The following is a 12,146-nucleotide window of genomic DNA, read 5'->3' on the forward strand; positions in this document are numbered from 1 at the left end:
CGGGCCGACGGCCCGCGGGAGCGCCGAGGGCGCGCGCTCAGCGCCCGGGGCGCTCGATGATCGACGGGTCCCCGCCGCTGTTCTCGAGCAGGTGCTGGGCGTCCGTGGGGTGCTGCTCGACGAACTCGGGGTGCTGCTCGAGGTACTCCTCGTGCACCTCGGCCACGTGCAGGTCGGAGTCCTGATCCGACCGGCGCACGAAGGAGACCGCGATGAGCGAGACCAGGCAGATCCCGGCGATGTAGAGGCCGATCACCCAGCCCTGGCCCGTGCGGTTGAGCAGCAGCTGGGCGATCATCGGCGCGAAGGCCCCGCCGATGATCGAGCCGAAGGCGTAGCCGATCGAGACGCCCGAGAAGCGGACGCGGGCCGGGAACATCTCGGCGTACATGGCCGACTGCGGGCCGTAGGACGGGCCCAGCCCGATCGTCAGGACGAAGATCGCCAGGGCGAACAGCGGCAGGGAGGCGGTGTCCAGCAGGAACCACAGGGGGACCGCCCACAGGATGCAGATCGCGTAGCCCAGCTGGAAGGTCCGCACGCGTCCGAGGCGGTCCGAGATCCAGCCGCCGAGCATCGTGAAGACGAGCCAGCCGATGCCGCCGACCAGCGTGGCCACGAGGGTGTCCGCCCGCGACATGCCCAGCACCTTGGTGCCGTAGGAGGCGAAGAACGCGATCACCATGTACCCGGCCGCGTTGTTGCCCGCGAAGATCAGCGCGGCCAGGGCGACCTCGCGCTTGTTGGAGCGCAGCAGGCGGCCCAGCGGGGCCGAGGACTCCGCCCGGCGCAGCTGCATCTCCTGGAAGACCGGCGACTCGTCCACGCTGCGGCGGATGGCGAACCCGACGACGATCAGCACGACCGAGGACAGGAACGGGACGCGCCAGCCCCACGCCTCGAACTGCTCCGGGCTCAGCGCGGAGGTCATGGCGAACATGAACAGGGTGGCCAGCAGCATGCCCAGCGGGACGCCGATCTGCGGGAAGGCTCCGAAGAAGCCGCGCTTGCCGCGCGGGGCGTGCTCGACCGCCATCAGGGCCGCGCCGCCCCACTCGCCTCCGGCGGAGAATCCCTGCAGGACGCGCAGCAGGACCAGGAGGATCGGCGCCCAGATGCCGATCGCGGCGTAGGTCGGCAGCAGGCCGATGAGCGCGGTGGCTCCGCCCATGCCCACGAGCGTCATCACGAGCACGGCCTTGCGCCCGAGCTTGTCGCCCAGGTGCCCTGCCACGACCGCCCCGAGCGGTCGGAACAGGAAGCTGATGCCCAGGGAGGCCCAGGACACGACCTGCGCGAGCGCGGCGGACTCCTCGCCCAGGGGATTGAAGAAGTGCGTGGCCAGGATGAACCCGGCCGCCTGCGCATAGATGAAGAAGTCGTACCACTCGATGGTGGTGCCGATGAGGGTGCCGGCCAGGACCTTCTTCTCCTCGCGGGAGACGGTGCGGTCCGGCGTGGGCGCGGTGGTGGCCATGGGATCTCCCGGGGTGGGGCGGGGCCCGGCGCCGGAGTGCGCTGCGAGCCGACGGACGGCCGACCACTCCTGCTGAACGATCGGTCAGTAATCCGAGGATGCGCTGAGTGTAGGTGATCCAGGTCACTATGACGACGGCCCGCTCCCATGTTGCGGGAGCGGGCCGTCGTGCGGCGCGGTCAGGGCTCAGGCGCGCAGGAAGCTGCGCCCCAGGAACTCGCTGAGCTCGTCGGTGGCGTCGAGCGGCAGGACCGCCGCGACGTACATGTCGGGGCGCACGACCACGATGGCGCCGTCGCGGCTGATCTGGCGCTGCTCGAAGATGTCCTCCTCCTGGGAGAGCGTCGCGTAGACGTTCTCCCAGTAGTCGAGCTCGAAGCGACCGACCACCGGCCTGAAGGCGCGCGGCACGTCCGTGATCTCGAACTCGGTGTAGCGCTGCTGGTAGATCACGTCGATGTCGAACAGGCGGTTCTCGTCCTCGCCCTCGCGGCGGAAGGCGTTCACCGGCGAGTCGGGGTCCTGGTGCAGCCACTGCCCCAGGCGCTCGACGCCCGAGTCCTCGCCCGGGGCCGGGCGATCGGCGAACACGTGGATGCGCCAGCGGCCGTCCGCGACGAACTCGTGGCCCAGGTGGCGGTCCGTGGCGTCGCAGACCCGCTTCACGCGCGCCGAGCGGAAGCGCTTGCCCAGCGGATAGCCCGCCGCCAGGTCCTGGTGCTCGGCGCCGGCGGTGATCTGGGACGGCTGGTACTCCGTCATGAAGCCTGCCGGGAACTCCGCAGTGCGGACGTAGAAGTCCTCGAGGTAGCTCGGATCCGGCAGCTGGTCCTGCGGGGTGGCCATGAGGGTCGACCACTCGCGGTCGAAGTCGATGAGGTTCTTGGCCACGACCTGGCGCTCGGCGGAGTACGTGTCGAGCAGCGACTCCGGGGCCCGCCCGGAGACGACGGCCCCCAGCTTCCAGGCGAGGTTGAAGCCGTCCTGCATCGAGACGTTCATGCCCTGCCCGGCCTTGGCGGAGTGTGTGTGGCAGGCGTCGCCGGTGATGAACACGCGGGGGCAGACCCGGCCGCGCTGCTCGTCGTCGATGTCGTCGAAGTGATCGGTGAGGCGGTGGCCGACCTCGTACACCGAGGACCAGGCCACGGACTTCACGTCCACCGAGTACGGGCGGATGATCTCGTTGGCCCGGCGGATGATCTCCTCGACGGGGGTCTGGCGCACCTTGCCGGCGTCGTCCTTGGCCACGTCGCCCAGGTCCACGTACATGCGGAACAGGTGGCCGCCCTCGCGCGGGATGAGCAGGATCGAGCCGCGGCGGGAGTTGATCGCGCACTTGGTGCGGATGTCGGGGAAGTCGGTGTTGGCCAGCACGTCCATGACGCCCCAGGCGTGGTCCGCGCCCTTGCCCTCGAGCCTGCGCCCGATCGACCTGCGCACCCCCGAGCGGGCGCCGTCGCAGCCCACGACGTACTTGGCGCGCACGGTGCGCTCCTGGCCCTCGCGCTCGCCGCCGGTGTAGCGCAGATCCACCTTGACGGGGTGCTCGCCGGAGTCCTCGACCTCGAGGCCCAGGAACTCGACGCCGTAGTCCGGGGTGATCTTGGCCGGGGCCAGCTGGGCGGCCTCGAGGAAGTAGTCGAGCACGCGGGCCTGGTTCACGATCAGGTGCGGGAACTCCGAGATGTCGTGCGGGTCGTCGAGCGGGCGGCCGGTGCGCACGATGTGATCGGGGTTCTGCGGATCCGGGTTCCAGAAGCAGGTCTCGGTGATCTGGTAGGCCTCGTCCTCGATCTGGTGCGCGAAGCCGAAGGCCTGGAAGGTCTCGACCGAGCGTGCCTGGATGCCGTCGGCCTGGCCGATGATCAGCCGCTCCGGACGGCGCTCGATGATCCGGGTGCTCACCTCGGGGAAGCGCGCGAGCTGCGCCGCCGCGATCGCCCCGGCGGGCCCGGTCCCCACGATGAGCACGTCCATGGTGTCGGGGAGATCCTCCGGGCGGTCGATGCCGTACCCGGCGGGCTCGGTGACGCGCGGATCGGTCGAGACGTAGCCGTCTGTGTGGAAGTGCATCTCATCTCCTGGAGGCTGGGGCGGTGATCGCGCCGCCGCGCACGCGGCCGCGGCGGGAGGGGAGCGGGTGCGTCGGGCCCTGGGCCCTCAGGAGGGGCCCGACGAGGGGTGGCCTGTCCATGATCGTATATAATCCCCGCTCACTGTGACAAGGATCTCATGATATCGCGCGGCGGGCTCGCGGCCAGCAGGGGAAGGGGGTTCTCGGCGCAGCTCCGGCTCGTCGTCGAGGGCCGTTGCGGCCGCGTCCCATGACCCTTGTGCTCTTCGTCACTGACCATATACGATCTGGGTAGACGAGCATCAGGCCGATTCCTCTCGAGGAGGCAGCATGACGGAGACCCCCGACGACGAGACCCCGCGCGAGGCGCCGCTCCAGGCGCAGCCCGTTCCCGTGGCCCCCGGCAAGATCATCGCCGTGCACCTGGCCTACGAGTCCCGGGCGGCCCAGCGGGGCCGCCGGCCCGAGGCGCCCTCGTACTTCCTCAAGCCCGCGAGCTCGCTGGCCGGCTCGGGCGGCGAGGCCGTGCGCCCGGCGGGCACCGAGCTGCTGGCCTTCGAGGGGGAGATCGCCCTGGTCATCGGCCGGCCCGCGCGCGGTGTCGCGCAGTCCGGGGCCTGGGAGCACGTGGCCTCCGTGACCGCGGCCAACGACCTGGGCCTCTACGACCTGCGTGCTGCGGACAAGGGCTCCAACCTGCGCAACAAGGGCCGCGACGGCTACACCCCGCTCGGCCCGTCGCTGATCGACGCCCGCACGGTGCGCCCCGATCAGCTGCGCGTGCGCACGTGGGTCAACGGCGAGCCGGCCCAGGAGGACACCACCGCGGCGCAGGCCATGATCTTCCCCCTCGAGCAGCTCGTCGCCGACCTCTCCCAGCACGTGACCCTCGAGGAGGGCGATGTCATCCTCACGGGCACGCCGGCGGGGTCCTCCGTCGTGCAGCCCGGCGATGTCATGGAGGTCGAGGTCGATGCCCCGCAGGCCGACGGCTCGCCGTCCTCCGGGCGCCTGGTCACCCGCGCGGTCCAGGGCGAGCAGGGCTTCGACCCCGCCCTGGGATCGGTCCCGGCCGTCGACGACACCCAGCGCGAGGAGGCCTGGGGCTCCCGGGAGCTCGCGGGTCTGCCCGCCGAGGACGCGGAGGGCCGGGACGGCGCGCTGCCCTCCGGTCTGCTGGCGAAGCTGCGCCGAGCGCCGACCGCGGGCCTGTCGGCCGAGCTGCGCCGGCGGGGCCTGGACAACGTGGTGATCGAGGGCGTGCACCCGCAGCGCCGCGGCACCCGGATGGTCGGGCCCGCCCGGACCCTGCGCTTCGTGCCCAACCGCGAGGACCTCTTCAAGGCCCACGGCGGCGGGTTCAACGCGCAGAAGCAGGTCTTCGACACCGTCGGCGCCGGCGAGGTCATCGTGATCGAGGCCCGCGGCGAGTCCGGCTCCGGCACGCTGGGCGACATCCTCGCCCTGCGCGCTCGCAGCCGCGGTGCCGCCGGGGTGGTCACCGACGGCGGCGTCCGCGACGACGCCGCGGTCGAGGAGATCGGGCTGCCGGTCTTCTCGCAGACCGCCCACCCGGCCGTGCTGGGCCGGCGCCATGTGCCCTGGGAGGGCGATGTGGCGGTCGCCTGCGGCAATGCCACGGTCCTGCCCGGCGACATCGTCGTGGGCGACGACGACGGCGTCATCGTGATCCCCCGCGGGATCGCGGAGGAGGTCGCCGACGAGGCCCTGGCCAAGGAGCACCAGGACGAGTGGGTCGCCGCGCGCGTGGGCGAGGGCCATCCGATCGACGGCCTCTTCCCGCCCACGGGGCGCTGGAAGGAGGAGTACGAGCGGTGGGCCCAGGACAATCCGCCCGACGTACGCTGACGGGGCCCTGTGACATGCGCCCGAGAGAACGCGAGGCCCCCCATGGTCCAGTCCGGCCCGTCCCCCGCGGCAGCACCGGCGATCCCCGAGCACGTGAGCAAGGCGGACTTCGCCCACTCGTGGCTCGAGCAGCGGATCCGCAGCCAGGAGTACGCACCCGGGCACCGGCTGGTCCTGGCGGGCATCGCCTCGAGCCTGGGGATGTCGGTGGTCCCCGTGCGGGAGGCCATCCGCCGGCTCGAGGCGCAGGGCCTCGTGACGTTCCAGCGCAACGTCGGGGCCCAGGTGGCCATGATCGAGCCCGACGAGTACCGCAGCACGATGGAGGTGCTCGGGCTGCTCGAGGGCAAGGCGACCGCGGTCTCGGCCGCGCGTCTGGGCCCCCGCGAGCTGGAGCGCGCGCGGTCGATCAACCAGGAGATGGAGGCGCTGGCCGACGACCTCGACCCGGCGCTGTTCACCGAGCTGAACCACGAGTTCCACCGCACGCTGACCTGCCGGTGCGACAACGCGCGGCTGAGCGCGCTCGTGGAGGCCGAGTGGGTGCGCCTGGGACAGCTGCGGATGTCGACCTTCGCGTTCATCCCCGGCAGGGCCCGGGAGTCCGTCCAGGAGCACGCCCGGATCCTCGGGCTCATCGAGGCGCGCGCCTCCTCCGACGAGATCGAGCGGGCCTGCCGCGCGCATCGCCTCGCCACCGTGACCAGCTACCTCAGATCGCAGTCCGCGGGCTGAGCGGCCCGCAGCCGCCCGCGACGGGACTGCCGATCACGACGCATCAGACGGCGGGCCGGAGGCACCGGCCCGCGACGATCCGGAAGTGGAGATCATGACCGACAACACCGCAGCCCGTCCCCAGGACCTCCCCGACGTCCTCCGCCACTACATCGACGGCCAGTGGGTCGACTCGATCGACGGCGACACGTTCGAGGTCATCGACCCGGTGACCAACGAGCCGTACATCCGGGCCGCCTCCGGCAAGAAGGCCGATGTCGAGGCCGCCGTCGCCGCGGCCAGGAAGGCCTTCCAGGAGGGCCCCTGGCCCAGGATGCTCCCGCGCGAGCGCGCCCGGGTGCTCTACTCGATCGCCGACCAGGTCGAGGACCGCGGCGACGAGCTGGCCGCCATGGAGTCCTACGACTCCGGCCTGCCGATCACGCAGGCGCTGGGCCAGGCCCGCCGCGCGGCCGAGAACTTCCGCTTCTTCGCGGACCTGATCGTGGCCCAGACCGACGACGCCTTCAAGGTGCCGGGCCGCCAGGCCAACTACGTCAATCGCAAGCCGATCGGCGTCGCGGGTCTGATCACGCCGTGGAACACCCCGTTCATGCTCGAGTCGTGGAAGCTCGCCCCGGCGATCGCCACGGGCAACACCGTGGTGCTCAAGCCGGCCGAGTTCACGCCGCTGTCGGCATCGCTGTGGGCCGGGATCTTCGAGCAGGCCGGCCTGCCGCAGGGCGTGTTCAACCTGGTCAACGGCTACGGCGAGGAGGGCTACGCGGGCGATTCGCTGGTCAAGCACCCGGACGTCCCGCTGATCTCGTTCACGGGCGAGTCGCGCACCGGGCAGCTGATCTTCGCCAACGCCGCGCCGTGGCTCAAGGGCCTGTCCATGGAGCTGGGCGGGAAGTCGCCGGCCGTCGTCTTCGACGACGCCGACCTGGAGGCGGCGATCAACGCCACGGTCTTCGGCGTCTTCTCCCTCAACGGCGAGCGCTGCACCGCCGGCTCGCGCATCCTGGTCCAGCGCGGCATCTACGACGAGTTCGTCGAGCGCTACGCCGCGCAGGCGAAGCGGGTGAAGGTCGGCCTGCCGTCCGATCCCGCGACCGAGGTCGGCGCGCTGGTGCACCCGGAGCACTACGAGAAGGTCATGTCCTACGTCGAGATCGGCAAGGAGGAGGGCCGCCTGGTCGCCGGCGGCGGGCGCCCCGAGGGCTTCGAGACGGGCAACTACGTCCAGCCCACGGTCTTCGCCGACGTCGCCCCGGAGGCCCGGATCTTCCAGGAGGAGATCTTCGGCCCCGTCGTCGCCATCACCCCGTTCGACACGGACGAGGAGGCGCTCGAGCTGGCCAACAACACCAAGTACGGCCTGGCGGCGTACATCTGGACCAGCGATCTCAAGCGCGCCCACAACTTCTCCCAGTCCGTCGAGGCCGGGATGGTCTGGCTGAACTCCAACAACGTCCGGGACCTGCGCACGCCCTTCGGCGGCGTGAAGGCCTCGGGCCTGGGCCACGAGGGCGGCTACCGCTCGATCGACTTCTACACCGATCAGCAGGCCGTGCACATCAACCTCGACGAGGTCCACAACCCCGTGTTCGGCAAGCAGGAGGACGACGCGGCGCAGAAGGTCGACGCCTGAGCGGCGGCCGTCCCACCACCTCGGAAGGAACCAGGAGAGCATCATGAGCGAGACCACGCCGCAGCGTCCCGACGCCGCTGATCCGCAGCCGCAGCAGGGCGACCGCCCGGTCGCCCCGACCGAGCCCATCGCCGCCCCGTCGGCGCCCGCGCCGGACATCCTGCGCTGCGCCTACATGGAGCTGATCGTCACCGACCTCGCGAAGTCGCGGGAGTTCTACGTCGACCTGCTCGGCCTGGTGGTGACCGAGGAGGACGACGAGGCGATCTACCTCCGCTCCATGGAGGAGTTCATCCACCACAACCTCGTCCTCCGCAAGGGCCCCGTCGCGGCCGTGCGGGCATTCTCCTACCGCGTGCGCACGCCCGAGGACGTGGACCGCGCGGAGGCCTGGTACCGGGAGCTGGGCTGCCGGGTCGAGCGCCGGAAGGACGGCTTCGTCAAGGGCATCGGGGACTCGGTGCGCGTCGAGGACCCCCTGGGCTTCCCGTACGAGTTCTTCCACGAGGTCGAGCACGTCGAGCGGCTGGCCTGGCGCTACGACCTCTACGGCGCCGGCGCCCTCGTGCGCCTGGACCACTTCAACCAGGTCACCCCGGACGTCCCGCGGGCCTGCCGGTACATGGAGGGCCTGGGCTTCCGGATCACCGAGGATATCTCGGACCAGGAGGGAACGGAGTACGCGGCCTGGATGCGGCGCAAGGCCACCGTGCACGACACCGCCATGACCGGCGGCGATGGACCGCGGATGCATCACGTGGCGTTCTCGACCCACGAGAAGCACAACATCCTCTACATCTGCGACAAGATGGGCGCCCTGCGCATCTCGGACCGGATCGAGCGCGGCCCCGGGCGCCACGGCGTCTCCAACGCGTTCTACCTCTACATCCTGGATCCGGACGACCATCGGGTCGAGATCTACACGCAGGACTACTACACGGGCGACCCGGACAACCCGGTCGTGCACTGGGACGTCCACGACAACCAGCGCCGCGACTGGTGGGGCAACCCCGTCGTCCCGTCCTGGTACACGGAGGCCTCCCTGGTCCTGGACCTCGACGGCGATCCGCAGGAGGTGCGCCGGCGCGCGGACAAGTCCGAGATGGACGTGACCATCGGCGCCGACGGCTTCTCCTACACCCGCTCCGACGACGAGCAGGGCACCTATCGCGGCGAGGCCGCCAAGGGCTTCAAGCTGGGCCACCAGCTCTGATCCGCAGCAGCCGCCGGCGCGGGCCCTGCTGCGACCGTCTGCAGGCGGGGCGGCAGGGCCCGTGCCTCTCCCGCGAGCCGCGGCTCGCGGCCGGGGAACCGCCACGAGGAACGAGGAGCACATGCTGGACAAGGAGCGCGTGAGCGCGATCGCCGACGAGCTGGCCGAGGCCGAGCGCAGCCGGGGCATGATCCCGCTGCTGACGGCGCGCGATCCGGAGATGACCGTCGAGGACGCCTACGCCGTGCAGAACGAGTGGCGCCGCCGCGGCCAGGAGGCCGGGCGCCGCCTGGCCGGGCGCAAGATCGGCCTGACCTCCAAGGTCATGCAGGAGGCCACCGGCATCACCGAGCCGGACTACGGCGCGATCTTCGCCGATCAGATGCACGAGACCGGGGCGGTGATCGAGCACTCGCAGTACTCCTCGGTGCGCATCGAGATGGAGCTCGCCTTCGTGCTGAAGGAGACGCTGCGCGGGCCCGACGTCACGATCTTCGACGTCCTGCGCGCGACCGAGTGCGTCGTCCCGGCCCTCGAGATCCTGTCCTCGCGCATCGAGATGGAGGGCCGCACGATCGTGGACACGATCAGCGACAACGCGGCCCTGGGCGGCGTCGTCCACGGCGGCCGGCCGGTCGCACCGGACGCCCTCGACCTGCGCTGGGTCAGCGCCCTGCTCTACCGCAACGAGACGATCGAGGACTCCGGAGTGGCCGCCGCGGTGCTCGACCACCCCGCCCGCGGCGTGGCCTGGCTGGCCAACCGGCTGGCGGGGCACGACGACGCCTTGGAGGCCGGCGAGTTCATCCTGGCCGGCTCCTTCACCAAGCCCATGTGGGTCCATCCCGGTGACACCGTGCACGCCGACTACGGAGAGCTGGGGGTCGTCACATGTCGCTTCGCGTGAGGGAGCTGATGCGCGCAGAGCCGGCCGAGGGCGGGAGGCTGCCCGGGCTTCCGCCGAGCCTGCGCGACCTCATGGCCGTCGCCGGCCGCGCCGACGGGGACGGCTCGGAGCAGACTGCCCCCGAGACGAGCCCCGTCGTCGGGATGTTCGTGTCCTCCGGCGACCCGACGGCCGCGGAGATCTGCGCCGGCGCAGGATTCGACTACCTGCTGATCGACGGCGAGCACTCCCCGCTGTCGCTCGAGGCGATCCTGGCCCAGCTGCGGGCGATCGCGGCCTATCCGACGCTGCCCGTGGTCCGGGTGCCCGACAACGACGAGGCCCTCATCAAGCAGTACCTGGACCTGGGGGCGCAGTCGCTGATCGTGCCCATGGTCGACTCCGCCGAGGACGCCCGGCGGGCCGCCCGCGCGGTGTCCTATCCGGGGGAGGGCGTGCGCGGCGTGGGAGCGGCGCTGGCCCGCTCGGCGCGCTGGGGCAGGGTCCCCGACTACCTGCCGCAGGCGCGCCGCTCGATCTCCCTGATCGTGCAGGCCGAGTCGGCGGCGGCCGTGGAGAGCATCGGATCGATCGCGGCGGTCGACGGGGTCGACGGGATCTTCATCGGCCCGTCGGACCTCTCCGCGTCGATGGGGCTGCTCGGTCAGCAGACCCATCCCGACGTGGTGGCCGCGGTCGAGCACGTGATCGAGGCGGCGCATGCCGCCGGCCGGTTCGCGGGCGTCAACGCGTTCGCCCCCGAGCAGGCCCGGCGGTACGTGGAGGCCGGGGCCGATTTCGTGAACGTCGGCGCCGACGTTGCGCTGCTGGCCCGGGCGGCCGAGGAGCAGGCGTCGTCGTGGGGTCTGCGCCGCTGATCCGCTGCTCGCCGCCCACACGTGCGCCCCTGCCCCGGCGCGAACGGGCGATCTCATGCCCTGCAGCGACCTGCAGGGCATGAGATCGCCCGTTCGTCGGGGAGAGGGAGGGGTCAGAAGAGGCGGTCCGAGGCGATGCGGGCGCCCTCGGCGAGGGACTCGAGCTTGGCCGCCGCGATCTGCGGGTGGATGCGCCCGCCCAGCCCGCAGTCGGTCGAGGCCAGGACGCGCTCGCGTCCGACGACGGAGGCGAAGCGCTCGATGCGCTCGGCCACCAGCTCGGGATGCTCGACCACGTTGGTCGCGTGGGAGACGATGCCCGGGATGATGATCCGGTCCTCGGGCAGTGCGACGTCCTCCCACACGCGCCACTCGTGCTCGTGGCGGGCGTTGGCGGCCTCGAAGGAGAAGGCCCCCGCCTCGATCTGCAGCATCGTGCGCACCAGGTGCTCGAACTCGAGATCCGTGGTGTGCGGGCCGTGCCAGGATCCCCAGCACAGGTGGAAGCGCACCTGCTCGGCGGGGATGCCCTCGAGCGCGTAGTTGATGGCTTCGACGCGCTTCTGCGTGAACGCGAGGTAGTCCTCGACGGAGGGCTCGGGGTTGATCTGATCCCAGTTCTCGGCGATCGAGGGGTCGTCGATCTGCACGATCAGCCCGGCGTCGGTGATCGCGCGGTACTCCTCGCGCATGGCCTCGGCGCAGGCCTGGAGCAGCTCGTCCTCGTCGCCGTAGTGCTTGTCCTCGAGGCGGGCGCACGACCCCGGCGACAGCGACGCCAGGTATCCCTCGCTCGCGCCCGTCGTCTCGAGCGCGCGCTTCAGGTTGGCGATGTCGCGGGCCACGGCCTCCTGCCCGGCGTAGCGCACGGGCCCCACGAACTCGGGGAACGGCGGCTGCCTGCCGGTGGAGATGCCGCTGGCGGGATCGGAGTAGGCCTCGCGGAAGCGCTCCCGGTCGCGCCGGTCGCCGAAGCTCGTGAGCTTCACCTCGCCCGGTTCGGAGCGCACGGCCGGCTGCTCCCACAGCCCCACCGTGCCCTCGCCCAGGCCCTCGAGGCGGTCGAAGATGTAGTGCCACCACGCGCCGTAGTCCGTGTCCTCGGCCATGGCGTGGCCGTACTCGCCGTCGTTGACGACGTCGATGCCCGCGTCGCGCTGGCGCCGGACGACGTCGACGACGGACTCGCTGAGGAGCTGGTCGTAGTCCTCGCCGCCGGTGCGGGCGCGGTTGGCCTCGATGAGCTGGTCGGTGCGCGGCAGGGAGCCGGCATGGGTGGTCAGGATCCGGTGCTCGGAGCGCTGCATGGAGGGGTCCGTCCTGTCAGTGATGATGCGGGTGGGTGGCGCAGAAGGCGCGGACGGGCGATCTCATGCGC

9 protein-coding genes are annotated in these 12,146 nt (G+C 71.4%); 6 read left to right on the top strand and 3 right to left on the bottom strand.

The window, feature by feature from the left end; genetic code table 11:
• Window positions 1–37 precede the first annotated feature (37 nt).
• Window positions 38–1,477 (bottom strand): MFS transporter, encoded by a 1,440-nt coding sequence (locus FSY66_RS02200; protein ID WP_144790876.1) that lies wholly within the window; start codon window positions 1,475–1,477, stop codon window positions 38–40.
• Between the two features lie 186 nt (window positions 1,478–1,663).
• A complete protein-coding gene (locus FSY66_RS02205) occupies window positions 1,664–3,553 on the bottom strand; it encodes an FAD-dependent monooxygenase (protein WP_144790878.1) in 1,890 nt (629 codons plus the stop codon).
• A 331-nt stretch (window positions 3,554–3,884) separates the two neighbouring features.
• Here FSY66_RS02205 and FSY66_RS02210 point away from each other — a divergent pair, with 331 nt between their 5' ends.
• The 6 genes from FSY66_RS02210 to FSY66_RS02235 all read left to right on the top strand — a co-directional run bounded on the left by FSY66_RS02210 (window position 3,885) and on the right by FSY66_RS02235 (window position 10,768).
• Window positions 3,885–5,423, top strand: coding sequence for a fumarylacetoacetate hydrolase family protein (locus FSY66_RS02210; RefSeq protein ID WP_144790880.1), 1,539 nt, complete (start codon window positions 3,885–3,887; stop codon window positions 5,421–5,423).
• A 42-nt stretch (window positions 5,424–5,465) separates the two neighbouring features.
• Complete coding sequence (locus FSY66_RS02215; RefSeq protein WP_144790882.1) at window positions 5,466–6,158, top strand: GntR family transcriptional regulator; 693 nt, start codon at window positions 5,466–5,468, stop codon at window positions 6,156–6,158.
• A gap of 94 nt (window positions 6,159–6,252) precedes the next feature.
• Window positions 6,253–7,791 (top strand): 5-carboxymethyl-2-hydroxymuconate semialdehyde dehydrogenase, encoded by a 1,539-nt coding sequence (gene hpaE / locus FSY66_RS02220; protein ID WP_144790884.1) that lies wholly within the window; start codon window positions 6,253–6,255, stop codon window positions 7,789–7,791.
• 43 nt (window positions 7,792–7,834) lie between these two features.
• Window positions 7,835–9,004 carry a 3,4-dihydroxyphenylacetate 2,3-dioxygenase gene (gene hpaD / locus FSY66_RS02225; RefSeq protein WP_144790886.1) on the top strand — a complete coding sequence of 390 codons (1,170 nt, stop codon included), beginning with the start codon at window positions 7,835–7,837 and terminating at the stop codon, window positions 9,002–9,004.
• Window positions 9,005–9,125: 121 nt separating this feature from the next.
• On the top strand, window positions 9,126–9,911 hold the full coding sequence (locus FSY66_RS02230) for a fumarylacetoacetate hydrolase family protein (RefSeq protein WP_144790888.1): 786 nt from the start codon (window positions 9,126–9,128) through the stop codon (window positions 9,909–9,911).
• A gap of 71 nt (window positions 9,912–9,982) precedes the next feature.
• On the top strand, window positions 9,983–10,768 hold the full coding sequence (locus tag FSY66_RS02235; protein ID WP_144791552.1) for an HpcH/HpaI aldolase family protein: 786 nt from the start codon (window positions 9,983–9,985) through the stop codon (window positions 10,766–10,768).
• Window positions 10,769–10,881: 113 nt separating this feature from the next.
• On the opposite strand, the gene FSY66_RS02240 is transcribed toward FSY66_RS02235, so the two are convergent.
• Window positions 10,882–12,075, bottom strand: a complete 1,194-nt coding sequence (locus FSY66_RS02240; RefSeq protein ID WP_144790891.1) for a cobalamin-independent methionine synthase II family protein — start codon at window positions 12,073–12,075, stop codon at window positions 10,882–10,884.
• Window positions 12,076–12,146 lie beyond the last annotated feature (71 nt).

The organism is Kocuria palustris, assembly GCF_007666205.1.
Lineage (GTDB): Bacteria > Actinomycetota > Actinomycetes > Actinomycetales > Micrococcaceae > Kocuria > Kocuria palustris_A.